The sequence below is a fragment of the Synechococcus sp. W55.1 genome (genome assembly GCF_047461655.1).
Taxonomy (GTDB): Bacteria; Cyanobacteriota; Cyanobacteriia; order Thermostichales; family Thermostichaceae; genus Thermostichus.
Window position 1 is genome coordinate 1 of record NZ_JANSHN010000014.1, and the last position, 23,432, is coordinate 23,432.

The following is a 23,432-nucleotide window of genomic DNA, read 5'->3' on the forward strand; positions in this document are numbered from 1 at the left end:
TCTAAAAAAACCAACTTCATCCTCTTTCCTCTATAAATTATTCTCTCTATCCTAACATAAGATCAACACGACCTAGAAGGAATCACCACCCGACTCTCCCCTATCCTCTGCGTAAATCGATGGGAATCCTATCCTCTATCCCCTATCACTTTCGTGTGTTCTTCTTGCCAGCTGTATCCACCTCGACTCCTGCCCAAGGCTTGCTCCCCTTTGGCTGCACAGGGGTGAGCACGAACGATGGTTGAGTCCAGGACAAGATGCTCTCAATCGGGTTCTGTGATGAAGAACTGAAACATTCTCTCCCAGACTCCCAAGCGACTCCAGCGATGGAATCTTGGGTAAATGGTGTACCACTTTCCACATCTTTCCGGGAGGGATCGATGCGGATGGCGAGACTCGAACTCGCAAGGCAAAGCCACACGCCCCTCAAACGTGCGCGTATACCAATTCCGCCACATCCGCTTCCGAGCCTAACCATCATAGCGACAGAAGGGTGGAGTTGTTAAGGGCATTGGCCATTTTGCAGCCGACGGCTTGTCCTGCCTTGTTGACATACTCCCCATGCCTGAAAGTTAATCCTCTGTCCAGAAACGCTCGGAAAGATACTTGTCAGCCCCGTCACAAAAGATGGTCACCACCACTCCAGAGGAGAGCTGACGGGCCACCTCTAGGGCTGCCACCACATTGGCCCCGGCAGAGATGCCCACCAGCAAGCCTTCCTCTAAAGCCAAGCGCTTAACCATTTTCTGGGCTGCTTCTGTGGAGATCTCGATGTGCTGGTCGGGTAGGGTGGGATCGTAAATCTCAGGTTTTAGAGCGGTGGCCATGTGCTTGAGCCCTTCTAGGCCATGGAAGGGAGAGTCGGGCTGCATGGCAATGATTTGGATATCCGGGCGATACTCTCGCAGGCGCCGCCCCACCCCCATACAGGTGCCGCTGGTGCCTAGCCCGGTAACAAAATGGGTGACCTGCCCCTGGGTTTGCTCCCAAATCTCCACCCCAGTGGTTTCGTAGTGGGCTTGCCAGTTGGCGGGGTTGCTGTACTGGTCAGGGTAGAAATAAAGCTCGGGGTTTTCCGCATAGAGGGCGCGGGCTTTCTCGATGGCCCCATCGGATCCCAGAGCGGGATCCGTCAGAACCAAGTCCACGCCGTAGGCAGCCAGGATCTTCTTGCGCTCTGGGCTGGCGTTGGCGGGAAGGGCCAGCTTGACTTTGTAGCCCAAGGCCGCCCCGATCCAGGCATAGGCGATGCCGGTGTTACCGCTGGTGGCATCGAGGATGATCTTGCCGGGGGTAAGCTTGCCCTGGCGTTCGCCAGCGCGAATCATGTTGAGGGCCGGGCGATCCTTGACTGAACCCCCAGGGTTGTACCACTCTGCCTTGCCATATACCCGTACCGATTCCGGCAAATCGGCAGCAACCCGCCGCAGACGGATCAGCGGCGTCCCCCCCACCAGCTCAATAGGGCTATCCACAGCAGGGAGTAACGGGCGAGAAGAAAATGCAGTCGGATACAAGGGGGATCCCTCGCTAGACAGGCATCGGCTGGACAACCATTGCTCATCTTACCCCGGTCTTTCCGGCCTCTTGGGAGCTTTTTAGTTTCCCCCTCCTGCCCAAGTTCTGGCTAGGCTCCAAGTAGGCTCTAAGATGGGGGTAGAAAAGTGGGATTTTCCCACAGCAGGATGACGCGGAGGGGCATGGCAGAAATTGGGATTGTGACTGCCCAGCAGTTTGATCGGCGACGGGGCCAGATCCATGTCTACGACGGCGAGGGCAAAGGCAAGTCCCAGGCGGCCCTAGGGGTTGTGCTGCGTTCCATTGGCTTGGGGATCGAAAAGGCGGCCCCCAGCCGGGTGTTGCTGGTGCGGTTTCTCAAGGGGCCAGGCCGAACCTATGCTGAGGATGCGGCCATTGCGGCTCTGCAGCGAGGCTTCCCCCATCTCATCGATCAATTGCGCACCGGGCGGGGAGAGTTTTTCGGCCCAGATGAGATCACCAAGTTTGACCGTCAGGAGGCCCGCCGCGGTTGGGATGTGGCCAAAGGGGCTTTGGCGTCGGGGTTTTACTCGGTGGTGGTGCTGGATGAGCTCAACCCGGTGCTGGATCTAGGCCTGTTGCCTGTGGAGGAGGTGGTCAGTACCCTCAAGCAAAAGCCGGAGGCCATGGAGGTGATCATCACCGGGCGCGGCGCTCCCAAGGAAATTATCGACCTGGCGGATTTGCACTCGGAAATGCGCAGTGTCCGGCGGGCGACGGATCCCCAAAACGGCCAACCCCCTTGCAGCGGCATCGAGATCTACACCGGCAACGGCAAGGGAAAATCCACCAGCGCTCTGGGTCGGGCTCTGCAAGCCATTGGGCGCGGCATCAGCAAGGATCTCTCCCATCGCGTGCTGATCATGCAATGGCTGAAGGGGGGAACAGGCTACACCGAGGATGCAGCCATTCGGGCCTTGCGGGAAAGCTACCCCGATTTGGTGGATCACCAGCGCTGCGGTCGGGATGCCATTGTCTGGCGGGGCAAACAACAGGAAATCGACTATGTAGAAGCGGAGCGGGGCTGGGAGTTGGCGCGGGCGGCCATTGCTTCCGGCCTGTACAAAACCATCATCCTGGATGAGCTGAACCCGACAGTGGATCTGGAGCTGTTGGACGTGGAGCCGATTGTGCAGGCTTTGCTGCGCAAGCCGCGCGATACGGAGATCATCATCACGGGGCGCTGCCATGCCCCCTTACCTTACTTTGAGTTGGCCTCTGTCCACTCGGAAATGGTGAGCCACAAGCACTATGCCGAGCAGGGGGCCGATCTGCGGCGCGGGGTGGACTACTGATGGGATCCTTGCTGCTACACAACGCTGTCGCGACTGCAGCGGTTGGGCAACCTTTGCCCTCGGCCAGGTCTGATCTCTCTTGGCCACCGGATCCCAGGATGCTGGCCCAGTTGTTGCTCACCCTTTTCCAGACGGAAGTGTGGGTGGAGGGAGGGGAGCGTGTTCCTGCTGGCCCGCTGGTGGTGGTGAGCAATCACCGCAGTTTTCTGGATGCACCGGTGCTGATCGCGGGGTTGGGCCGACCGATTCGCTTTGCCTGCCATTACTACCTGGCTCAGGTGCCGCTGCTGCGGGAGATCGCCTTGGCTTTGGACTGCATTCCCCTCAAGCAGGGATCCCGACAGCAAATCCATTTTTTTCGCCAGGCACAGGCCAGTTTGGCGGCGGGCGTGGGGGTGGGGATCTTCCCAGAGGGGGCGGAGCAGATCACCCGTGAGACCTCGCCTGGGGAGGTGGGGCGGTTTCAGCCGGGTTTTGCCCACCTGGCGCTGGCGGCAGCGGTGGATCCCTTGCCGATTCTGCCGGTGGCGGTGTGGGCGCAGGAAGAATGGCGGGGGATGGATATTCCCATGGCTTTTTTCCGCTGGTTTGACCCCACTGAACCCCGATTTCAACAGGAAGGGGGACATCCGGTGGTGTTGTATCGGCGGGTGGTGCTCAGGGTGGGATCCCCCCTTTGGGTGAGTGGGAAGCAGCGCCAGGGATCCCGACGCGAGCGAATGCAGGTCATTCAAGAGCTAACTGCAGCGGCCCGAGAACAGGTGCGATTGGGATTGGCAGAGAGATGAGAAAGTTGAGTGGCGAGCCGGTAGCATCTGCCTCTAGCTTGGTCAGCCCGGCAACGGGAGCGGTCGGTCAGGAGCGGCCCCTGCTGCTGTATTTGCCCGGTATGGATGGCACAGGTACGTTGTTTTACCGGCAGGCGCAGGCTCTGCAGCGGGAGTTTCGCATTCGCCCCCTGAGTTTGAACCACCCGGAAGCGGGGGATAGCTGGGAAACCCTGGCCGATTGGGTGGGATCCCAGCTAGAAGCGGGGGCGTATTTGTGTGGGGAATCTTTCGGGGCCTGCCTGGCTCTGTTGGTGGCTGCCCAATGGCCGGAACGGTGCCGTGGCCTCATTTTGGTCAATCCGGCCTCGTCGCTGCGACGCAGGCCCTGGTGGTGGGCAGGACATGTTCTCTTGCCCTTTTTGCCGCCGGCGCTCTATCACCAGTTGTCGGAGCGAGGGTTGGGGGCTTTGGCGGAGCTCAGCCAAATGGAGCCGCCGGATCGGGAGCGGCTGCGCCAGGCGGTTCACAGTGTTGAGCCCACAGTGGCTGCCCAGCGCTTGGCTTTGCTGGGATCCTTTGTTGTGGAGAAGCTGCCTCTGGAGTTGATGACCATGCCGACTTTGCTGGTGGCAGGGGGCCGGGATCGCCTCTTGCCCTCGGTGCAGGAGGTGGGCCGACTGGCGGAACGGCTGCCCCAAGCACAGATAGAGATCTCTCCCCAGAGCGGCCATGCTTGTCTGCTGGAGCGGCAGATGAACCTGCGGCGTTACCTGCTCAAGCCAGGTGGCCTTTTCACCCCCCTGCTGCTCAATTCTGCTTCGGCCCATTGAGCATGGACAGGGATCCCCACAGATCTTCTATCCGCTCTGGGCAGGAGCTATCCTTCCCCTCTCGATCCAGCCAAAGGGCTCGCAAGCCTGCTGCTTTTGCCCCCTGATAATCGTCGCGGCGGCTGTCGCCAATGTGGCCGGCGGCTGCGGGGGGGATCCCGTGGGCTGCCAGGGCAGCTTGGAAGATGCGGGGATCGGGCTTGGCATAGCCTACTTGGGTGGAGAGGGTGAGGGTGGAAAAGTAGGGATCCAACTGCAACTGCTGCAGCACTCTGGGCAAGCGGCTGTCGAAGTTGGAGATCACCCCCAGCCGGATCCCTTCCTGCTGCAGGGCCCGCAAAACCGGCAGCGTCTCGGGATACAGCTCCCAAGGATCCGCCCCGGCAAAGTGCTCAAACAGTTGGGTGAAGAAGTCCTCAAACCGGTGCTCTCCGAAGGCAGCCAGGGATCCCACCTGGGCAAATGTCTCCCGCACCACCTGACGCCACCAGGCCTGCTCCCAATCCGGCAAAGGGGATCCCGTCAACCCTGGGCAGGCCGGGGCTGGAGCCCGGGCAAAAACTCGGCCAAAAGCGCGATCCAAGGCTTGGGGATCCACCCTCACCCCGTACTCCGCTGCCACCTGGCCGTAAACCTGGCCCACACTGCCCCGCACCCGAAACAAAGTGCCCACAGCGTCGAAAAAGAGCACCCTCAGCCTCACGACTGCCCCTCGTAGCGCGCGTAGGCATCGACAATCCGCTGCACCAGAGGGTGGCGCACCACATCCCGCTGGTCGAAGTAGCAAAAGGCAACCCCCTCCACCCCTGCCAGAATGCGCTCCGCGGCGGCCAAGCCCGACGTGCGATGTTTGCCCAGATCCGTTTGGGTGAGATCCCCGGTAACCACCATGCGCGACCGGAACCCCAGCCGGGTAAGGGCCATCTTCATCTGCTCAGGGGTGGTGTTCTGGGCTTCATCCAAAATGATGAAGGCATTGCTCAAAGTGCGGCCTCGCATATAGGCCAGCGGCGCCACCTCGATCACCCCCTGCTCCATCAACTGCGGCAGCTTGGCCGGGTCAATAAACTCGAATAGGGCATCGTAAAGGGGCCGCAGATAGGGATCCACCTTTTCCACCAGATCCCCCGGCAAAAACCCCAGTTTTTCTCCCGCTTCCACAGCCGGGCGAGTCAAGATCAGGCGCTCATACTCTCGGTTTTGCAGAGCCGTGATGGCCACAACGGCAGCCAGATAGGTTTTGCCGGTACCCGCCGGCCCGATGCCAAAGCAGAGGTCATGGGCGCGAATGGCTCGCACATACTCCTGTTGGCGGGGCGTCTTCGGTCGGATGAGCTCCCCTTTGCGGGTGCGGGCCAAAACTCCTGCTTGTGCTTGCTGATAGGCGGCAGCCTCCTGGCCGGAGAGGGCGCGAAAAGCTTGCTCTGCATCGATCACAGTAACAGGGTGTCCAGTTTGCCAAAGCGGCTTCAGCAATTCTAGCCATTGCCGCACCTGCTGCCGCTGTTGAGGAGTGCCTTTCAGATACAGGTCTTGTCCGCGCAGCGTTACAGAGGCACCGCTGGAGCGACTGATCCACCTCAAGTTGGCCTCCTGAATGCCCGCCAAAGACATGGCCTGCTGAGGATCGGACAGAGAGATGATTTCGAAGTCAGTAGAGATGGAAGTGGGGTTGTCGTGCATGCGGTGGGCGCCGGGCACCCTGCGAGACCTATGACGGCGATCTTATCAAATCAAAAGCGCTTGCCAGAGCGCTCCGGGTCGGGGAGAGCCCAGGGGTCGAGTGCAAGAGTGCTCAACAGGGGATTGCACAAACTAATGTGTTCCAGAATACGAGTCTCTGGAAGATCTGCACCAAACCCGGATTTGGATTCTGGTCTTTATGGGCAGCCAAGTCACAGGGGATTAACAACTCTCTAAGGTTCCCTAAAAAAGTATTGCAAAGGGCTCTTTTTTCGGGAATAGCTCCTATTCATCAAGTAAAGTTGATCTATTGCTAAAGGGGCTTGAACTCCCAACCTCTCATCCGTTTGGGCAAGAGCTTGAGGTTTTCAGCTCCGTTGGGCATCGTGCATCTGACATTCTCTACCCAGCAGGGGAGATGTGGATAGGTTGGTCTCTTACAACCCTTCCCTAGACACATTTTTGGGATCCCTGCGGCTCCTCAATCTCTGGGGAGGGAGCCCATCCTTTCTGGAGTCATTTTGAAAAATCAGATGGAAACAGGAGAGATAGATGTTTACCCAATCTGCGTCTGATACTCTGGGGTTGGCACAACTGGATTTGGCGCAAATTCCGCGGCAGATCACCTGCGATGGCAGCGACTTGGATTGGATCCAGGCTCTGGCCATCGAAGGGATCCAACCTGAAGAAGAAGCTTTACAGGCTTGGATGGCTTTCCGTGACCTGCGGGTGAACCAAGAGGCGGGCAACATTTTACGCTGGCAAGGGCGTCCGCTGCGGGCCAGCCGTATCCGCTTTTTCCCCAGGAATGTGGCTTGGCGCTATGGTTTCTCGTTTTCCACCAGCATCCGCTCCCCTCTTGGCAAAGGGATCCCGACCCCTGAGGAGTGGCGCTACCCAGGCCTCTGCCGCTACGGGATTGTGCTGTTTCAACCCAACGCCCAACTGGTGGCCCATCAGGTGTTCGAGTCCTCGCCAGAACAGCCCCAAGAGGTGGATCTGGATCCCAACTTGGACATTGGCTTCAACATTAACGATGCCAAGGGCAGCTACGGCGACAACAGCGGCAGCTTCGACGTTTACCTGCAGGTGGTGAGCTAGGCCCACCCAATCTCAGGAGTTGTCTCCAGAAGAGATCCCGACTGGGAGTCCTGGCAGGCCGGGTCAAAGGGCGGTTGTCGGGTGGGATCCCATCCCCTACAATGAGTGAACTGGTGGCTGGATCCCAGCTTGCTATTGCCCTTCCTGGCCCTGGAGAGGTGGCTGAGTGGTCGAAAGCGGCTTCCTGCTAAGAAGTTACGGGGCCCAAAAGCTCCGTCGAGGGTTCGAATCCCTCCCTCTCCGTTTCTGTAGTTGACCAAGAAAACTGGGTTGCAAGCCCCGTCCTACCGCTGCGCGGCAGCAAGCTGAACAGGGCGGCTTTGTGCTATGGTGCTGGTTGAACTCCGCCAACTTGAATATGGCGCAGTGTCAACAGGAAAAGTATCTGCGAGTTCATCCCAGTAGTTGGGGTCATGGCATCCCCCATCACTCGCAAGGGTGGTGTGGCCCAGGAAGTGGGGATCATCCTGCGACCTGGGAAAGAATCCTTACCCTTTAGGGCAGGGAGAATGTCAACCTCGGTTGCAATTTCACCCCCTTCTGAGCGTTTATGTGGCAGGCGTGGCTTCTGAGTCAGTGGGGGGTGGCACTCTGGCTCAACCTGGCTCTGGTGGTGCTGGGTCTGCTGAGCCCTCAGAAAGCTCTGACGCGAGCAGGGGTCATCCACGCGGGCCTTCTGGGCTTGCTGGTGTGGGGGGGGCTGGGCGGGCGGGGCTACGCGGTGGTAGCTGCCTATTTTTTAGTGGGAACAGCCGTAACCAAACTGGGGATCCGGCGCAAGCAGGCGCAGGGGATCGCCGAAAAGCGAGAGGGGGCGCGAGGGCCGGAGAACGTCTGGGGATCCGCTTTAACCGGGGCAGGATGTGCGCTAGGATACGCTTTCTTCCCGCATCCCCTGTGGTGGTTGGGATACAGCGCCAGCTTTGCAGCGAAATTGGCCGATACCGTCAGCAGCGAGGTGGGGAAAGCCTATGGCCGCAAGACCTTTTTGATCACCACCTTCCAGTCCGTGCCGGCGGGCACAGAAGGAGCTGTAAGCCTAGAGGGATCCCTGGCGGGGGTGGCGGCAGCGGCAGGGATGGCCGGGTTGGCCTGGGGGATTGGCGGGGAATGGGTAGGGGGAAGCCCATTTTGGCTGGGCATCTGCTGGCTGGCCGGGATCCTGGCCACCTTGGCAGAAAGCTGGATGGGAGTGGTGTTGCAACCCCGTTTGGCTTGGATGACCAACGAAGTCGTGAACGGCATTCAAACAACTTTGGCCGCTCTTCTGGCGGCAGGGCTGGGATCCCTTGTGGGCATCGGATCCTAGAAACAACGGCGTTAGCGTTGCGGAGCAACAATACACGGGGCTGGAAGGCTTTTCTCAGTAGCCCAGGCGTCTCACCCTAAACTGAAGCGAATATAAAGACAAAAAGGGGAGAAGCTCTCCCCTGTTGCTGGCCAGAACTTGACCGGGAACTGGCAAGACGCTCTCCTAGCGCAGGCCGCTGGGCTTATAGACCAGGAAGCTGAGCACTTGGCATTGCTTAATGTTGTCGAACCCCACCACGCGAATGAAACAGTTGGGGTAGGCGCTGCGGCAAGCCTGCACCTCACTGAGCACCTCCTGGGGAGAAGTGGCGCTGAACAGGGGCAGCTTCCACAGTGTCCAGTAGCGAACCGTCGGTTCAGAAGATTCGTTGAACTCTATGGCAGGGATATAGCCCTGATCCAAGATGTACTGCACCTGCTTGATGATCTGCAGATCCGTCAGCGGCGGCAAGTAGGAGAGGGTTTCGTAGCGGCGCTCTTTCGGTAAGGTTTGCATGATGGGTATCACTCCGTTTCGGGTCTAGGGTTTTGTGGGGGGGATCCCGCTTCCGGGTGGGTAAGAGGCAGGGATCCTGTCGCCGAGGTGATCCGTTCTAGATGATTGCGGCGGTGCTCCATGTTGGCTTGCTGGATGCCGGCTTTGGCCATCTCCGGCAGGTAATCAACCACCTCCGCAGCAATGTGTTCACGAACGGTCATGATGCGATAGGCCAACTCAGGACGCTCAGCCAGCAAAGCCCGCAGGTAGGCTTCTCCATCCTGAAGGTTTTGCCGAGCGGAGAACTGCTGTAGCCAAAGAGCCCTGGGGGGATCTGTTTCGCTCAGTTGAGCCAGCACCGTGCGCATCGCCTGATAAGTCAGGTAGCTGATCAAGGTCTTGGCGGTGTCTTTGGCGATCTGTTTCAGATCCATTGCCGATCCAGGGAGGGGGCCAGCAGGGCAAGAGAACCGTAGGGATCCCTTGCCCCCAGCAGATCTCTAGAGGGTGTCGACGGCCTTGAACTCGAACTTGATTTCCTTCCACAGCTCGCAGGCAGCCGCCAGCTCCGGCGACCACTTGGCCGCTTCCCGGATGATGTCGTTGCCTTCACGGGCCAGGTCTCGACCTTCGTTACGAGCTTGGATACAAGCCTCCAAGGCCACCCGGTTGGCGGTTGCGCCCGGCGCATTGCCCCAGGGGTGCCCCAAGGTTCCGCCGCCGAACTGCAGCACCGAGTCGTCGCCGAAGATTTCCACCAGTGCCGGCATGTGCCAAACGTGGATCCCGCCGGAAGCCACCGGCATCACCCCTGGCATGGAAGCCCAATCTTGGGTGAAGAAAATGCCGCGGGAGCGATCGGCCTCTACGTAGTTTTCCCGCATGAGATCCACAAAGCCCATCGTAATGGCGCGGTCGCCTTCCAGCTTGCCCACTACCGTACCGGCGTGCAGGTGGTCGCCACCGGACATGCGCAAACACTTGGCCAACACCCGGAAGTGGATGCCATGGTTTTTCTGCCGGTCGATCACCGCGTGCATTGCCCGGTGGATGTGCAGCAGAATGCCGTTATCCCGGCACCACTTGGCCAGGCTGGTGTTGGCAGTGAAGCCAGCTGTCAAGTAGTCGTGCATGATGATGGGAGCGCCCAACTCCTTGGCAAACTCGGCCCGCTTGAACATCTCTTCACAGGTGGGCGCCGTTACGTTCAAGTAGTGGCCCTTGATCTCGCCGGTTTCCGCTTGGGCCTTGTGGACAGCCTCCATCACGAACAAGTAGCGATCCCGCCAGCGCTGGAAGGGCTGGGAGTTGATGTTTTCGTCATCTTTGGTGAAGTCCAGGCCGCCCCGCAGAGCTTCATACACGGCCCGCCCGTAATTTTTGGCAGAAAGGCCCAACTTGGGCTTGATGGTGCAGCCCAGCAGCGGACGGCCATACTTATTCAATTTGTCCCGCTCCACCTGAATGCCGTGGGGAGGGCCTTGGAAGGTTTTCAGGTAGGCCACCGGAATTCGTACATCTTCCAGCCGCAGCGCCTTTAGGGCCTTAAAGCCAAAAACGTTGCCCACAATCGAGGTGAGCATGTTGGTCACCGAGCCTTCCTCGAACAGATCCAGCGGATAGGCGACGAAGCAGAAGTACTGGTTGTCTTCGCCGGGAACCGGCTCGATGTCATAGCAGCGGCCTTTGTACCGATCCAAGTCGGTCAGCAAATCTGTCCATACCGTTGTCCAGGTGCCTGTCGAAGACTCAGCCGCCACAGCCGCCCCGGCCTCTTCGGGAGGAACACCCGGCTGAGGAGTAACCCGGAAACAGGCCAAGACGTCGGTATCCTTAGGCGTGTAGTCGGGAGTGTAATAGGTGAGTCGGTAATCCTTCACACCGGCTTGATAGCCGCTTTTGGATTGGGTTGCTGAATAGGCCACGTTGATCTCCCTCTGAACGAATCACAGAACCAGAAAATGCCATTCACGGATGCAACCAAGAGGAAAAAACCCAGGGCCAAAACTCAAGACCACCGAGTTTTCGTGAACGAACTCGCCCCACAACCGCGAGGCCAAAGTTGGGCCTTAAGACACTCTTCATCCCAGGGGATGGAAGCCCCAAACCCTTCTTTTCGAGTGCCTTCAATTGCTAGCTTGGACTCCCTGGACTTGCAAATCCAGTAGAAAGATTTTTATACAGTGCCTAAGCTAGAATCTCGGCAAACACAACTCTATATTGGTTTAATCCTAAGCTATCATCCGCAATAGTGGGCTGAACATTACTTTCTTTATGAGTTTGATTAGTTTGGTTAAAGTGAGTCCCGTTGCTGCCTGCCGAGAATACAGATTTCTTTGGCTTTCTTAATATCCTTCGGGTGGGATCCCCGGCCAAAACCAAAAGCTCCCTTCTTTGAGGAAGCAGAGCAAACCCACCCGCAGGGCCTGGACGGTCAAGAAACGGCTGCCAGGGTTGGCTGGGGTCTCTTGCTGATCACCTGGTCGATAAGGCCGTACTCTTTGGCTTGTTCTGGGGTCATGAAGTTGTCGCGGTCGGTATCTCGTTCGATGCGCTCTAGAGGTTGGCCGGTGTGGTAGGCCAGCAGGCTATTGAGGCTGTTTTTGATGAAGAGGATCTCTTTGGCCTGAATTTCAATATCGGTAGCTGGCCCCTGAGCTCCACCAAGGGGTTGGTGGATCATGATGCGGGCGTGGGGAAGGGCAATGCGCTTGCCTTTGGTGCCCCCTGCCAGCAGAAAAGCTCCCATGCTAGCAGCCAAACCAATGCAGATGGTGGAGACATCCGGCTGAATGTGCTGCATGGTGTCGTAAATGGCCATGCCGGCATAGACAGAGCCACCGGGGGAGTTGATGTAGAGGTAGATGTCTTTTTCGGGGTCTTCCGATTCCAAGTAGAGCATCTGGGCCACAATCAGGTTGGCAATGTCGTCGTCCACCTGGGTGCCCAAGAAAATGATCCGATCCCGCAAAAGACGCGAGTAGATGTCAAAGGCGCGCTCGCCTCGCGCAGATTGCTCAATAACGGTGGGAATCATGCCAGTCCAAGCGATGGGTCAGTCCTTACTAGTGTAGTCTAAGCCACTGGATGGATGCTTTGCTTAGGACGGCTCACCGGCCTTGCTCGGTACCGGGCTCGACGGGGTGTGAGTCTGCTAGAACAGCAGAGAGATGGGGTGGTTGTGGCGGGATCCCTCTTCTTCCCTGGCTACAGCTCCTGACTGGCCTTGCCAACGGCCAAGGGGTGCTCGCCAGGTGAAAACTTAGGCGGATCGAGCAAGGAGTAGTCGCTGGTTTGTGGAACGGGTCTGAGGTGTAGCTTTTTAACGATGGGGGAAGGCGAAGCCAAGATGGACGTGATCCCAGATGAACCGATTGTGATTGCCAGCCTGCTGAGCCTGGCTCTGTTGGGGATCTTGATCCTGAACTTGGCAGGGCGTAGTTCTGGCGACGCCGATTAGGACGGGGAAAAAAGTTTAAGTTGACAAGCTTACTTGCCATTCCTTAGGATTAGGATCGCCTCGTTTCCGAGTGCCCCCATCGTCTAGAGGCCTAGGACACATCCCTTTCACGGATGCGACAGGGGTTCGAATCCCCTTGGGGGTATTGCGTAAGAGCCATGAGAGACTGAGCCCGTCGACACGGGATCCCTGGCAGCAGTGACGCCTTGCCTGGAGAGTCTTCACGGCCATAAGCTACTCCAGATACAAACCCGGAGAACGAGTCATCTGGGATCCAGACACAAGTGGTATTGGCAGTTAGCCAACTGCCACTCCATCGGGGAGGATTCCTATCCAGCCCTCGCCCCCCCCAAGATTGGGAAAGCCTCTAGAAGGTCGGGCCCAGTTGCCCAATCGGTCACGGGTTGGGTTCGGGCAGACCTAGGGCCTGCCAGGATCAGGTGCTGGCCACCAGAGCTTCAGCCGGCGTGGCGGCGACCAACAGCTCATCTTTGATAAGCTCTGCCAGCTCCTGCAGTTGGCGAATCGCCTCTGCCCCTTCCAATTTCATAAGCTCCCGGTCATCCCGCATTTCTGTCCAGCTAATGGAGCATTCGGAAACCAAAAAGCGGATTAGGTGCCCCTCTCGTAAACTGACCATAAACGAGGCACTCTCGAAAGACGTACCACAGGTGTAGCAAGAGGCTGGGTAGCCCCGCTTCTCCAAAACGATGGCCAGAGCCTGCAAACTCATCACCAGATCTTGAACATAGCTGCGGTATTGTTCCGCCAACCGTGTGAACATCACACTCCTCCCTAACGGATTGGCACTTTTGGGGCTTAGCCTAGCTGCAAATGACCTAACTAGTAATTTATGCTTAGGGCTAGGATTACATCTATCATAACAATCGACAACCCCTCAAGGAAGTGGTTAAGGCCACAGAGTAGGCGAAGTCTACTTCAGTGAAATGTAGTATTCAACACTTCTCTTAACAGGGACATCAAAATTTACCTCGAGTCAATGCTCTTATCTATCGGGATCCTCACCCAGTGCTTGGCCCAGTCTTTTCTCAAAATGGCTCAGGGCTGCTCGTGTCAGCAGGACAGTTGCCTCAAAGCTTTCTCTTGCAAGGGTCTCACCGATCGCGAAGTAAGACGCGGTCTTTTGACAAGAGACCGGCGGGAGTGTCAAGTGGGCCAAGGCTTGCAGACGAATGCAGATCAAGGTGGGTTCCCGCCCGATTATGCTGAGAAAATTCTCGGCATGGACAATTGAGAAGGAACGGCTTGATGCTGACACCTGTTGATCTGGAAAAACGAGTGGCTTATTTGCAGAGTCCCCAAGCCATTCGGGATCGCTGTCGGTTGCTATTGGAAAGGGTTTTGGCCGGTGAATCAGAGCATTTTCGCCTCGACCTGAACCGGCTGGGATCCGTAGCCGACTATGTGATCACCACAATGCGGGCCCATTATCCCAACGGGGAAATTCCCTTCCACAGCCGCTGGCAACATTTTCAGGTGGGATCCGGGGAGCGCCTAGCCCGTTTGGAAAATCGACTTAAAGACATGGATCCGCTGGAGCGGCTGCGATGCAAGTGGGATCTGGCCATCGTCAGCGTGTTGCTGGACGCAGGCGCAGGCTCTGCCTGGAAGTACTGGGATCCAGAAAGTCAGACGGTGGTGGGTCGTTCCGAAGGTTTGGCCTTGGCCAGTTTCGACTGGTTCTGGCAAGGTGGGTTTTCCAGCGATCCCCAGCAGCCTCTGCAGGTGGATGCGGCGGGCCTGGAGCGGATCACCTTGGCGGATTTGGCAGCAGCTTTCCAGGTGGGGCCGGAAAATCCTTTACTGGGACTGGAGGGGCGCTGGCAACTGCTGCAAAGGTTGGCACAAGCTTTGTGGGCTCAACCCCATTACTTTGGATCCGGTCACAATCTTCCCCGTCCTGGCCGGTTGTGGGAAGCAATCCAACCCGAGGATCCCAGCCGTGGGATCAAAGCAGCACAGGTCTTACAGGCAGTTCAGAGGGGGGTTGGCCCCATTTGGCCTGGGCGAGTCTCGCTGGCCGGGATCCCTCTGGGGGATGTCTGGCCCTATCCCCACCTGCCCCAAACAGAGCCGGGGAGCCATTGGGTGCCTTTTCACAAGTTGTTGCAGTGGATGACCTATTCTCTGCTGGAGCCGTTGCAGCAGGAGGGGATCCCGATCTGGGGTTTGGATGAGCTGACGGGTTTGGCGGAGTATCGCAACGGGGGGTTGTTTGTGGATTTGGGGGTGATCCAACTTAAGCAGCCGGAGATTGGTCAGCAACCGTATCCTCCAGATTCGACGGTGATTGTGGAGTGGCGGGCCCTGACGGTGATTTTGCTGGATCAAGTTGCCTCCTTAATCCGGGAAAGACTGGGTTGCTCTGCCCAAGAGTTGCCCCTGGTGAAGATACTGCAAGGGGGAACCTGGACGGCAGGACGGCAAATAGCGGCCCAGCTTAGGCCAGATGCTTCTCCTCCCATCCAACTGCTCAGCGATGGCACGGTTTTTTAGGGATCCCCTTTCGAGATTCTTAAGAAGTTCTGTAATAATCTCAGGGCCAAATCAGGACGGGATCCCCAGTGCAGATGCAGGTACGAAGCGTGAAGACGCTCGGTGGCCCATCCTTCCTGTTGAAGCTGGGCGGGGGATCCCCAGCTGTAGATTGGGCTGGGGGAGATGGGGGTGCTGCGGGAGCGGTGAAATTCATGCCCGCGCAGGCGATCCCCAGCTGGCGCCAGCAGGGTTGGGCGCAAAACGGCAGCTGCGCGGTAGCCCAAACATAGCCGGTTGGCCATGTCTACCTGGATGGGTAATAGCCCGGCCATCGGGTAGGTCTTTCCCTGAAAATCGGTAAGGGATTGGCCCAGCACCATCAGTCCGCCGCACTCGGCGTAGAGGGGTGGGTGGGTGGGCGGGGGAGGTTGTTGGTTAATTCTCTCAGATAGAGGTGCTGCAAACAATTCCGGGAACCCTCCCCCCAGCAGCACGCCGTCGCAGGGCTCCGGTGGCCATAGCCCCACCTGGAGGGGGGAATACTCCAGCAGCTCGGCTCCACAGGCCCGCAACAGATCCAAGTTGTCGGCGTAGTAGAAGTTAAAGGCGTGGTCTTGGGCCACCGCCACCCGTACCTGTTCGCAGCGGCGGGGCGGAGTCCTTTCGGTGAGAGGGGGGATCCCTGGCCACAGCTCTCCTACCGCTGGAGGAAGCCTCCGAATGAGGGGCAATAGGCTATCCCAATTGACGTGTTGCTCGGCCAGCTCGGCCCAGGCAGCTTGCCAGTGGGGGAAGTGATCCAGTTCTGAGACAGGCACCAACCCCAGGTGTCGGCTGGGCAACCGCAAATCCTCCCGCCGGGGAAACTGGCCCAAGACTGGGATCCCCGCTGCAGCCGCTGCCTGCTGCAAGATTTGTCCATGCCGCTCCGAGGCCACCCGGTTGAAAATCACCCCAGCAATGGAGAGGCGGGGATCCCAGCGGCTCAAGCCGTAGAGCAAAGCGGCCACCGTCGTTCCCATGCCGCTGCCATCGATCACCAGCACCACAGGGATCCCGAGCAGGCGGGCTACATGGGCGCTGCTGGCAAAAAAAGGCTCCGTTCCGCCCTCGGGGAGGGGCAGGGATCCCGGCGCTCGTCCATCGAAGAGGCCCATTACCCCCTCCACAATGGCTCCATCCTTGCCCTGGCAATGGTGGCGAAAGCAGCGCTGCACAAAGTCCTCGTCGGTCAAGAAGGGATCCAAAGTGCGACAGGGGATCCCGCTCACCGCCGTGTGAAACAGAGGATCAATGTAATCCGGCCCCACCTTGAAAGGTTGGATGCGCAGGCCCCGTCGCCTCAGAGCGGCCAACAGAGCCAGAGTGATGGTGGTTTTGCCGCTGCCGCTTGCTGCCGCCGCCAGCAGAATGGCCATCTTTCCTGCCCAAGGGTTAGAACTCGATGCCGATTTGCGCCTTGATCCCCTGGTCACGGAAGGGATGCTTGACCAAAGTCATCTCCGTCACCAGATCGGCTCGGTCGATCAACGCTGCCGGCGCGCCCCGCCCCGTCAAGATCAGGTGAACCCGCTCCGGTTTCTCCGCTAGCCCGGCCAACACCCTGTCCGGCGAGAGATATCCCAACTTGAGGGCGACATTGATCTCATCCAGAAGCACCAACTGAAACTCCCCGCTGGTGAACAGCTCCCGCCCCTTTTCCCAGGCCGCCTGTGCATGGGCGATGTCTCGCTCCCGGTCTTGGGTTTCCCAGGTAAAGCCCTCTCCCATGGCGTAAAAAGCTATTTTCCCCAGGCCCAGCTCTGGATGCTCGGCCAATTTCCGCAATAGCTTGGCTTCTCCTGGATCCCAGGCCCCCTTGATAAATTGCACCACCCCCACCGACAATCCCTGGCCGAGGGCGCGGAAGATCATGCCAAAGGCAGCCGTGGTCTTTCCCTTGCCCTGCCCGGTGTGTACGATGATCAAGCCCTTGTCATCTCGCATGCCCGACAGACGCTGCCGCTGCCGCTGCTGGCGTTTTTGCATTCTTTGGCGGTGCCGCCAGTTTGGGTCAGCCTCTGTGCCCGGTGAGCTATCGCAAGCAGCCTCAAGTTCTGTTGTCGAGGGGGGCAGGGGCTGGGATCCCGAAGCCGGTGCAGGCCAGCCAGACAGGGCGGGTTGGGCCATAATCATAAAAATTGAGATTCGCCACACAAGCTGAGGGGAAGGTGCTGTGCCTACGGCAGGGGAACTGCACCGCTGACGCGACTGTTAGGGCAAACTCAAGTTCCCCCACAGCAGACCGCCCCCATCCTAATCCCTCATCTGGTTGCATTGGCTGGGATCATGAGAGAACCGGCTGCTGCTTTCCGAGATAGCCTGCTAATGTACTGCTTCATCTGGGCAGTGCTGGCAATAGGGTGTTTTCAAGTCTTGCCCCGCATCCAAGTCGTATCTGCCGCCGAGTTGCAACCGTGGCTAGCGCCCAGCTACTTTGCAGGTCTGGGGGGATCCCTATTGGCAGCCTTGGGATCCCTGTTGGCCATCTCAGCCGAAACGACGCCAAATCCTGCCGACAAAAAGCATCTGCACCGCTTGGCTTGGGGATTGGGGACAGTTGGCTTTCTCGGCGTTCTCTCCCCCCTGGGCTTGGCCGGCGCATTCTTTCTCAAAGCCGCTCAGGGGACAGACTGGTGGCAGGGTCTGTTTGGCTGAAGCCGCCCACAGCTTATTTTTTTGACAAATGGGCGGAGGTTGGGGGTACTATAGGGATAAGTTCCGTTCTTTATCCAGAGCAGACTGAGGGACCAGGCCCAATGAAGCTGCGGCAACCCGGCGGAAGCCTCCGCTACGGTGCCAATTCCTGCGGTTAGTCAGTAACCGAAAGATAAAGGCAATAAAGTTTTCTCTAGAGGATAGCCCTCTTTGGCGAGGGACTTTTCTGGCAACTTTATCCTTTAGCAGCTCCCATAGCTCTGGTCGCGGCAGCGGGGCAAGGCCTTCGCGGCAGTGCTGGTGCGTCAGCGGTGCAGAACGCTTGCTGGTTGCTGGGCCTTTCCTCTGGCTGAGTTGGGGCTGGTGCGGAGCACCTGGGGATCCCTGGTTGGCTCTTTCTCCGACGGATAATGAACGAGCGGGTGAGCCTTGTTTTTTGTTCAGGTTCTCAGTTCTAGCTTTTAAGGAGAAGGTTCGTTGTCCAAGTCGTTTTTGTTTTCCTCGGAGTCGGTGACGGAGGGGCACCCCGACAAAATCTGCGATCAGATCTCCGATGCCATCGTGGATGCCCTCTTGACGGCGGATCCCCTCAGTCGGGTGGCTGCTGAGGTTGTGGTCAATACGGGCCTGGTTTTGTTGACCGGGGAGATCACCTCGCAAGCGCAGGTCAACTTCACCCGTCTGGTGCGGGACAAGGTGGCCGAAATTGGCTATACCGATGCCAAGAATGGGTTTTGTGCAGAAAGCTGCGCGGTGTTGGTGGCTTTCGATGAGCAATCTCCCGATATTGCCCAAGGGGTGAATGTGGCCCTGGAAAGTCGCGGCTCCCAGGAAGATCAATTCGACTTGGTCGGGGCCGGGGATCAGGGGTTGATGTTTGGCTTTGCCTGCGATGAAACTCCCGAGTTGATGCCCTTGCCCATTAGCTTGGCCCACCGCCTCAGCCGCCAGTTGGCCACGGTTCGCAAAAACGGCACCCTGCCCTATCTGCGCCCGGATGGCAAAACGCAGGTGACTGTGGCCTATGAGGAAGGTCGCCCGGTGGGCATTCACACCCTGCTCATCTCCACCCAGCACACACCCACGATTGGCGCCATTACGGAAGAGGCGGCGGTGCAAGAGCGGATCCGCGCCGATCTCTGGGAGGCAGTGGTCACGCCGGTGTTTGCCGAGCTGCCCATCAAGCCGGATAGCCACACCCGCTTCCTCACCAATCCCACCGGCAAGTTTGTCATCGGCGGCCCTCAGGGAGATGCGGGCCTGACCGGACGCAAGATCATCGTCGATACCTACGGCGGCTATTCTCGCCATGGGGGCGGGGCCTTCTCCGGCAAGGATCCCACCAAGGTGGATCGCAGCGCTGCCTATGCGGCTCGTTACGTGGCCAAGAACATCGTGGCAGCTGGCTTGGCGCAAAAATGTGAAGTGCAGGTGAGCTACGCCATTGGGGTAGCCCGCCCCATCAACATTTTGGTGGAAACCTTTGGCACAGGGCGCATCCCCGACGAAGAGCTGTTGCGGCTGGTGCAGCGCCACTTCGATCTGAGGCCGGCAGCCATTTTGGCCCAGTTCCAACTGCGGGAGCTGCCCCGCCAACGGGGGGGACGCTTCTACCAAAATGTAGCGGTCTATGGTCACTTCGGGCAAACTCACCTGGATCTGCCCTGGGAGCGCACCGATAAAGCCGCTCTGCTGCGGGAGGAGGCTCTTGCCAAGGCGACTGCCCTCTTGGCCTAAGAGGGGATCACTAAGACGGCCTGCTGCCTCAATGCTTGCCCTGGTGCAGTTGCTTAACCAGGTGAGGTAGCTCCGGCAGGATCAGGCTGCGCATAGCCAGTTGCACGGCTGCTGGGGAGCCAGGCATGGAAAAGATCAAGCACTTTCCGTGGATCCCGGCGATGGCCCGAGAGGCGATGGCCCGACTGCCAATCTGGGCATAGCTGAGCTGGCGGAAGATCTCCCCAAAGCCGGGCAAGGTCTTTTCCAGGAGAGCCTCGATGGCGTCGTAAGTGGTGTCGCGGGGGGCGATGCCTGTGCCACCATTCAACAAGATCACCGGCAGGGATCCGGCCCAATCCTGAACCTGCTCTCGAATGAGCTGCGGTTCATCTCGGAGAATGCAATATCTCTCCACCCGGTGGCCGGACTCCTGGAGGGCTGTGCAGATAAACTGGCCGCTGTGATCGGTTTCAGGGGTGCGCGTGTCGCTGACGGTGATCACCCCACAGGGCAAGGCGGCAAAAATGTGCTCCGCACCGCTGTCGCAATCGAGGGGAAAGTTCATGGCCAGGATCCCTGAGGAAAAGGTGGCAAACCCATCAAGACTGTCCCTGAGGAGGCTCGGCAGGAGTTGGCGGGTCAACGACCATCTGCGGAATCTCCGGGAATGTGCTCTGCACCTCTGTCGCGAACGATGAGGACTCTGTCCCACCGGCACGAGGGGACTGGGCGAGCAGGCGGCGCAGCTTGGGGGGAAGCTCCTGCAACTGCTCCAACAACAAGTTTAGAGATATGGCCGGTTCTCGGGAAAACAGGGATCCTGCGAGGGGTACCGGCGGCAACGGAGAACAGGCAAGGGCAGCCGAAGCCAAAGAGCGGATCAGCTCCTGCTGCTCCTGCCAAAGGAACTGGCCGATTTCTGGGGGAAAGGTAAGATGAGGAGAGCCGCGACGCTGCCAAAGGCGGAGAAGCTGCTCCACAGAGGTGGCCTTGTACCGCCCCTGGTAGAGGGCTTCCAGCAAAGCCACCGGGATCCAACGGGCCGGGAACGACTGATCCCAGCGCTCCACCCAAACCTGGCCGGGTTGACCTTCCAGTTCAAACCCATAGTGCTCCAGAAAGGTGGCAGGATCCATCAAACCACCCTGGCCCAATGAAACTTAACCCCAAGCTAACCCAGAGGGACTGACGAGAAATCAGGCTCCTCTTTCCGGGATCCCTGAGGAAACTCTGGCTCAAGAATACCTCAACTGGCTTTCTGTGAAGCTCCTATGAAGGGAAAGCTCGGGAAGGTCGTGTTCTCCCTCAATGGGCTCCGCACCGCTGACGCGAACGGCGCAAACACCACACGGCTCCAGGCACGTCGGCTTCTCCCTCTCGTCGTAGGGTGAAGTTCTGGTGATAGACGGGATCCAACCCTGCTTCTTCTGCCTGCTGCAGCACGTAAGATGGGGAGTGGGCAAAGCGGCCCGTTGTGGATCCCAGCTCGTAGCCGGGGGTGGATCCCACCTCGACGGTAAAGGCCAAAAGCCCGCCAGCATTCAACACCCGAGCGCAGGCAGGAAAGACCTGGGCCAGGTCCCCCAGGTAGATGAACACATCTGCCGCCAGGATCAAGTCGTAGCGTTCCGAGGTCTGCTGCAGCAGCTCCAGCAAGTCCCCCTGAACCAGGTGGTCGTAAATGCCCTTGTGTTGGGCGATTTCCAGCATGCGGGCAGAGAGATCCACACCCCACAACTGCTTGACATAGGGGCGCACCTGGGATCCCGCCAAGCCTGTGCCACAGCCCAAGTCCAGCGCCCGCTCAAACCCAGGAGGCGATCCCTGCGCTGCTGCCACCGCCAGGATCCCTTGCCGCAAAGCCTGTGGCCCCTGGTAGTTTAACTTCTCCAACAAATGCTGCTCGAACCGAGGTGCATATTCATCGAACAGGCGGCTGACCCAAGCCGGAGGCGTTCTGTCGGGCAGGGGCAGCTCCCCCAGAATGGCCAGCATGTAGCGGGCATCGCTGTGGTCAGGCTGCAAGGAGAGCGCCCGCCGAAACCAGGGGCTGGCCGCCTCTGGTTGTCCCTGCTTCCAGAAGCACATGCCGATTTGATAGGGGATATCCGCTTCCTGCTGGGATCCCTGCCAAGCCTGCAAGTAGTGGGCCACCGCCGCCGCGAATTCTCCCCGCATCTGTAGCAGATCGGCCAACCCCACCCGGGCCATCAGCAGTTGCGGATCCCGGTTCAGGGCTTGCTCAAACAACAATTGCGCCTGCTTTCTCTCCCCCATCTGCCGCAATACCCTCCCCAGCAGCGCATGAACCTCAGCGGCCAAGCTGGCCGGCGCAGCAGGTGGACAGATCACAATGGCCTGCTGGTAGTGCAGCATGGCAGCGGGGTAGCGACCGGCTCCCTCCTCGATTTGTCCCAACAGAGCGTGGGCCTGAACCCGGGCGATGGCTGCTCCGGGATCAGACAGGTCGGCACCACCCAAAGGGGATCCCCGCCGGGCACTCCCAACAGAATCTGAGCCGGCATCCGAGAGGAGCTGCTCACAAATTTGCCGACAGCGGGCCCAGTCACCTTGCCGGAAGTGGATTGCCGCCTGTCGGATCTGTCTTGAGAGGGACGGCTGCGCCGCTTTTCCAAAACCTTTGCCTTTGACCATTCCTGCGGTGCATCCCCCGATTTCTTGGGAGCCTGAGTTGCCAGCACCCTTTCAGCTTACTCGCGCAGAAGCCTCGCACTGTACCCGTAGGGTCAGCGTCGGGAGGAATACGTCTTGATGAAAAGTATGATAAACCTATGACCCAAGTCCTGACCCTTTCCTGCAAGCTCAAGGTAGCAGAAGCTCAAGCGGCAAAACTCTCTGCCACCCTTTCTGCTTTCACAGAAGCCTTGAACTGGGTCAATGCCAACACCCCAGCAAAGGTAGTCAATGCCATCAAGCTCCAATCCCTTTGCTACTACGAACTTAGGTCGCGATTTGGCTTGTCCAGTAACTTGGCACAGCAGGTATGCCGCAGAGTCGCAGGTAGTCGCAAAGGAGCACAACAGAAAAACAGGCCAGTCAAAGAATTTAAGAAGCCGTTTGATACTTACGATGCCCGCATCTTTTCCTTCAGAGAGAAAGATTGGACAGTGTCCATCACTACCGTTGGTGGCAGGGAACGGTTTGAGTTAGCCATCGGCGACTATCAGCGCAGTCAGTTAGCAGGGACAAAACCCAAAGCGGCAACCTTAGTGCAACGCCGTGATGGTGATTTCTATCTGCAAATTTGCCTAGAGACAGAAACACCTGTTACCAAACCGCAAGAGCGAGTAGTAGGCGTGGATTTGGGCAGGACAGATATTGCACATACATCGGAAGGAGATAACTGGAATGGACAGCAGTTGAACCGAGTCCGAGACCACTACTCCCGGTTGAGAGCGGTACTCCAACGCAAGGCCAGTAAGGGCACACGCAGTTCGCGGCGCAGGTGCAGAGAACTGCTGCAACGGCTGTCTGGCAAGGAGAGGCGCTTTCAAGCCTGGCTCAATCACCGCATCTCCAAAGCTATTGTGGCTAGGGCAAAAGCAACGAACAGCGCTATTGCTCTAGAGGACTTGACAGGGATTCGGGAAAGGATCAATCAACAGCCACGGAGTAAGACAGAGCGTAGGCGGGCCAACAGTTGGGCGTTCTACCAACTCCGTCAATTTCTGGAGTACAAGGCTCTGCGTGCAGGGGTTTACCTGATTTCCGTTCCACCTGCCTATACATCCCAAACTTGCCACCGGTGCCTGCACATTCACCCCGACCTTGAACAGTCCTACCGCAGTGGGAAGCAGTTTAAGTGTGAACATTGCGGTTGGGAAGGGGATGCGGATTTTAATGGTGCAAATGTAATTGCGCTTTTGGGGGCTGCTGTAAACCAGCCTGGAGGTTAAGCCTACGGCTCGCTTCGCGAACGAGCTTGTTTTGTTCTCTGGCAGAGCATAACAGGCTCAGGGCTTCTGAAAGCCCGCACTCTTTCGCTTGAGCGGCGCGGAGCGCTTTGCGTATGCATGAGTGCGGGTAGTT

The 23,432-nt window shown here is 58.5% G+C and carries 21 protein-coding genes, 3 tRNA genes, 2 pseudogenes and 1 riboswitch; of the genes and pseudogenes, 11 read left to right on the top strand and 15 right to left on the bottom strand.

Annotated elements, in window-relative coordinates:
* Window positions 1-131 precede the first annotated feature (131 nt).
* From NW816_RS08305 to NW816_RS08315, 3 genes and pseudogenes are all read right to left on the bottom strand, one after another.
* A pseudogene (locus NW816_RS08305) lies at window positions 132-386 on the bottom strand (IS5/IS1182 family transposase); the annotation flags it as partial.
* A tRNA-Leu gene (locus tag NW816_RS08310) sits at window positions 382-462 on the bottom strand. The gene NW816_RS08310 and the pseudogene NW816_RS08305, both read right to left, overlap by 5 nt.
* Window positions 463-572: 110 nt before the next feature.
* On the bottom strand, window positions 573-1,517 hold the full coding sequence (locus tag NW816_RS08315; protein ID WP_414374559.1) for a PLP-dependent cysteine synthase family protein: 945 nt from the start codon (window positions 1,515-1,517) through the stop codon (window positions 573-575).
* A 168-nt stretch (window positions 1,518-1,685) separates the two neighbouring features.
* On the opposite strand from NW816_RS08315, the gene NW816_RS08320 reads away from it, so the two are divergent.
* The 3 genes from NW816_RS08320 to NW816_RS08330 all read left to right on the top strand — a co-directional run bounded on the left by NW816_RS08320 (window position 1,686) and on the right by NW816_RS08330 (window position 4,434).
* Window positions 1,686-2,834, top strand: a complete 1,149-nt coding sequence (locus NW816_RS08320) for a cob(I)yrinic acid a,c-diamide adenosyltransferase (protein ID WP_041436711.1) — start codon at window positions 1,686-1,688, stop codon at window positions 2,832-2,834.
* Between the two features lie 98 nt (window positions 2,835-2,932).
* Window positions 2,933-3,622, top strand: a complete 690-nt coding sequence (locus NW816_RS08325; protein ID WP_414408855.1) for a lysophospholipid acyltransferase family protein — start codon at window positions 2,933-2,935, stop codon at window positions 3,620-3,622.
* Window positions 3,619-4,434: an alpha/beta fold hydrolase gene (locus NW816_RS08330; protein WP_414408856.1), complete on the top strand. Its 816-nt coding sequence runs from the start codon at window positions 3,619-3,621 to the stop codon at window positions 4,432-4,434. The genes NW816_RS08325 and NW816_RS08330 overlap by 4 nt, the downstream gene beginning before the upstream one ends.
* Here NW816_RS08330 and NW816_RS08335 read toward each other — a convergent pair.
* On the bottom strand, window positions 4,412-5,137 hold the full coding sequence (locus NW816_RS08335; RefSeq protein ID WP_414408857.1) for an HAD-IA family hydrolase: 726 nt from the start codon (window positions 5,135-5,137) through the stop codon (window positions 4,412-4,414). The two genes, NW816_RS08330 and NW816_RS08335, sit on opposite strands and share 23 nt — an antisense overlap.
* Window positions 5,134-6,096: a PhoH family protein gene (locus NW816_RS08340; protein WP_414358203.1), complete on the bottom strand. Its 963-nt coding sequence runs from the start codon at window positions 6,094-6,096 to the stop codon at window positions 5,134-5,136. The genes NW816_RS08335 and NW816_RS08340 overlap by 4 nt, the downstream gene beginning before the upstream one ends.
* 573 nt (window positions 6,097-6,669) lie before the next feature.
* Here NW816_RS08340 and NW816_RS08345 point away from each other — a divergent pair.
* The 3 genes from NW816_RS08345 (at window position 6,670) to NW816_RS08355 (ending at window position 8,527) form a co-directional block, all read left to right on the top strand.
* Entirely contained in the window at window positions 6,670-7,218 is a 549-nt protein-coding gene (locus NW816_RS08345; RefSeq protein ID WP_414408858.1) for a hypothetical protein, read from the top strand.
* 152 nt (window positions 7,219-7,370) lie between these two features.
* Window positions 7,371-7,461 (top strand) — tRNA-Ser (locus tag NW816_RS08350).
* 307 nt (window positions 7,462-7,768) lie between these two features.
* Window positions 7,769-8,527, top strand: coding sequence for a DUF92 domain-containing protein (locus NW816_RS08355; RefSeq protein ID WP_414408859.1), 759 nt, complete (start codon window positions 7,769-7,771; stop codon window positions 8,525-8,527).
* Window positions 8,528-8,692: 165 nt separating this feature from the next.
* Here the strand turns inward: NW816_RS08355 and NW816_RS08360 are convergent, their stop codons facing one another.
* The 4 genes from NW816_RS08360 to clpP all read right to left on the bottom strand — a co-directional run bounded on the left by NW816_RS08360 (window position 8,693) and on the right by clpP (window position 12,044).
* Window positions 8,693-9,025 carry a ribulose bisphosphate carboxylase small subunit gene (locus tag NW816_RS08360; RefSeq protein WP_011434136.1) on the bottom strand — a complete coding sequence of 111 codons (333 nt, stop codon included), beginning with the start codon at window positions 9,023-9,025 and terminating at the stop codon, window positions 8,693-8,695.
* A gap of 8 nt (window positions 9,026-9,033) precedes the next feature.
* Window positions 9,034-9,441 carry a RuBisCO chaperone RbcX gene (gene rcbX / locus NW816_RS08365; RefSeq protein WP_414408860.1) on the bottom strand — a complete coding sequence of 136 codons (408 nt, stop codon included), beginning with the start codon at window positions 9,439-9,441 and terminating at the stop codon, window positions 9,034-9,036.
* A 66-nt stretch (window positions 9,442-9,507) separates the two neighbouring features.
* Window positions 9,508-10,932 carry a form I ribulose bisphosphate carboxylase large subunit gene (locus NW816_RS08370; RefSeq protein WP_414355962.1) on the bottom strand — a complete coding sequence of 475 codons (1,425 nt, stop codon included), beginning with the start codon at window positions 10,930-10,932 and terminating at the stop codon, window positions 9,508-9,510.
* Between the two features lie 509 nt (window positions 10,933-11,441).
* Complete coding sequence (gene clpP / locus NW816_RS08375) at window positions 11,442-12,044, bottom strand: ATP-dependent Clp endopeptidase proteolytic subunit ClpP (RefSeq protein ID WP_011434140.1); 603 nt, start codon at window positions 12,042-12,044, stop codon at window positions 11,442-11,444.
* A 495-nt stretch (window positions 12,045-12,539) separates the two neighbouring features.
* On the opposite strand from clpP, the gene NW816_RS08380 reads away from it, so the two are divergent.
* Window positions 12,540-12,612, top strand: a tRNA-Glu gene (locus NW816_RS08380).
* 291 nt (window positions 12,613-12,903) lie between these two features.
* Here the strand turns inward: NW816_RS08380 and NW816_RS08385 are convergent.
* Entirely contained in the window at window positions 12,904-13,251 is a 348-nt protein-coding gene (locus tag NW816_RS08385) for a DUF1815 family protein (RefSeq protein ID WP_011434143.1), read from the bottom strand.
* A 485-nt stretch (window positions 13,252-13,736) separates the two neighbouring features.
* On the opposite strand from NW816_RS08385, the gene NW816_RS08390 reads away from it, so the two are divergent.
* Complete coding sequence (locus NW816_RS08390; protein WP_414408861.1) at window positions 13,737-14,984, top strand: URC4/urg3 family protein; 1,248 nt, start codon at window positions 13,737-13,739, stop codon at window positions 14,982-14,984.
* On the opposite strand, the gene NW816_RS08395 is transcribed toward NW816_RS08390, so the two are convergent.
* Both NW816_RS08395 and cobO read right to left on the bottom strand, forming a co-directional pair.
* Complete coding sequence (locus tag NW816_RS08395) at window positions 14,981-16,384, bottom strand: cobyrinate a,c-diamide synthase (protein ID WP_414408862.1); 1,404 nt, start codon at window positions 16,382-16,384, stop codon at window positions 14,981-14,983. The two genes, NW816_RS08390 and NW816_RS08395, sit on opposite strands and share 4 nt — an antisense overlap.
* 16 nt (window positions 16,385-16,400) lie before the next feature.
* The gene (gene cobO, locus NW816_RS08400) at window positions 16,401-17,135 is read right to left on the bottom strand and encodes a cob(I)yrinic acid a,c-diamide adenosyltransferase (RefSeq protein WP_414380934.1); all 735 of its coding nucleotides are present in this window, start codon (window positions 17,133-17,135) and stop codon (window positions 16,401-16,403) included.
* 159 nt (window positions 17,136-17,294) lie between these two features.
* Between cobO and NW816_RS08405 the strand changes: the two genes are divergently transcribed.
* Together NW816_RS08405 and metK are read left to right on the top strand one after the other, a co-directional pair.
* A complete protein-coding gene (locus NW816_RS08405) occupies window positions 17,295-17,663 on the top strand; it encodes a hypothetical protein (protein WP_011434147.1) in 369 nt (122 codons plus the stop codon).
* 67 nt (window positions 17,664-17,730) lie between these two features.
* Window positions 17,731-17,842, top strand: a riboswitch (SAM riboswitch).
* Window positions 17,843-18,140: 298 nt separating this feature from the next.
* Window positions 18,141-19,400: a methionine adenosyltransferase gene (metK, locus tag NW816_RS08410; RefSeq protein ID WP_414349600.1), complete on the top strand. Its 1,260-nt coding sequence runs from the start codon at window positions 18,141-18,143 to the stop codon at window positions 19,398-19,400.
* 28 nt (window positions 19,401-19,428) lie between these two features.
* Here the strand turns inward: metK and NW816_RS08415 are convergent, their stop codons facing one another.
* The 3 genes from NW816_RS08415 to NW816_RS08425 form a co-directional block, all read right to left on the bottom strand.
* A complete protein-coding gene (locus NW816_RS08415; RefSeq protein WP_414391002.1) occupies window positions 19,429-19,947 on the bottom strand; it encodes a MogA/MoaB family molybdenum cofactor biosynthesis protein in 519 nt (172 codons plus the stop codon).
* A gap of 34 nt (window positions 19,948-19,981) precedes the next feature.
* Window positions 19,982-20,518, bottom strand: a complete 537-nt coding sequence (locus NW816_RS08420) for a hypothetical protein (RefSeq protein ID WP_414355955.1) — start codon at window positions 20,516-20,518, stop codon at window positions 19,982-19,984.
* Between the two features lie 169 nt (window positions 20,519-20,687).
* The gene (locus NW816_RS08425; RefSeq protein WP_414408863.1) at window positions 20,688-22,037 is read right to left on the bottom strand and encodes a methyltransferase domain-containing protein; all 1,350 of its coding nucleotides are present in this window, start codon (window positions 22,035-22,037) and stop codon (window positions 20,688-20,690) included.
* Between the two features lie 137 nt (window positions 22,038-22,174).
* Between NW816_RS08425 and NW816_RS08430 the strand changes: the two are divergent.
* A pseudogene (locus NW816_RS08430) lies at window positions 22,175-23,391 on the top strand (RNA-guided endonuclease InsQ/TnpB family protein).
* The last annotated feature ends 41 nt before the right edge of the window (window positions 23,392-23,432 follow it).

Coding starts and splice junctions, on each gene's coding strand:
- NW816_RS08405 (WP_011434147.1), top strand. CDS start 17,295: ATGAGAGAACCGGCTGCTGCTTTCCGAGATAGCCTGCTAATGTACTGC.
- cobO (WP_414380934.1), bottom strand. CDS start 17,135: ATGGCCCAACCCGCCCTGTCTGGCTGGCCTGCACCGGCTTCGGGATCC.
- NW816_RS08360 (WP_011434136.1), bottom strand. CDS start 9,025: ATGCAAACCTTACCGAAAGAGCGCCGCTACGAAACCCTCTCCTACTTG.
- NW816_RS08330 (WP_414408856.1), top strand. CDS start 3,619: ATGAGAAAGTTGAGTGGCGAGCCGGTAGCATCTGCCTCTAGCTTGGTC.
- NW816_RS08420 (WP_414355955.1), bottom strand. CDS start 20,518: ATGGATCCTGCCACCTTTCTGGAGCACTATGGGTTTGAACTGGAAGGT.
- NW816_RS08395 (WP_414408862.1), bottom strand. CDS start 16,384: ATGGCCATTCTGCTGGCGGCGGCAGCAAGCGGCAGCGGCAAAACCACC.
- NW816_RS08355 (WP_414408859.1), top strand. CDS start 7,769: ATGTGGCAGGCGTGGCTTCTGAGTCAGTGGGGGGTGGCACTCTGGCTC.
- NW816_RS08325 (WP_414408855.1), top strand. CDS start 2,933: ATGCTGGCCCAGTTGTTGCTCACCCTTTTCCAGACGGAAGTGTGGGTG.
- NW816_RS08415 (WP_414391002.1), bottom strand. CDS start 19,947: ATGAACTTTCCCCTCGATTGCGACAGCGGTGCGGAGCACATTTTTGCC.
- NW816_RS08385 (WP_011434143.1), bottom strand. CDS start 13,251: ATGTTCACACGGTTGGCGGAACAATACCGCAGCTATGTTCAAGATCTG.
- NW816_RS08320 (WP_041436711.1), top strand. CDS start 1,686: ATGACGCGGAGGGGCATGGCAGAAATTGGGATTGTGACTGCCCAGCAG.
- NW816_RS08345 (WP_414408858.1), top strand. CDS start 6,670: ATGTTTACCCAATCTGCGTCTGATACTCTGGGGTTGGCACAACTGGAT.
- NW816_RS08390 (WP_414408861.1), top strand. CDS start 13,737: ATGCTGACACCTGTTGATCTGGAAAAACGAGTGGCTTATTTGCAGAGT.
- rcbX (WP_414408860.1), bottom strand. CDS start 9,441: ATGGATCTGAAACAGATCGCCAAAGACACCGCCAAGACCTTGATCAGC.
- NW816_RS08425 (WP_414408863.1), bottom strand. CDS start 22,037: ATGGTCAAAGGCAAAGGTTTTGGAAAAGCGGCGCAGCCGTCCCTCTCA.
- clpP (WP_011434140.1), bottom strand. CDS start 12,044: ATGATTCCCACCGTTATTGAGCAATCTGCGCGAGGCGAGCGCGCCTTT.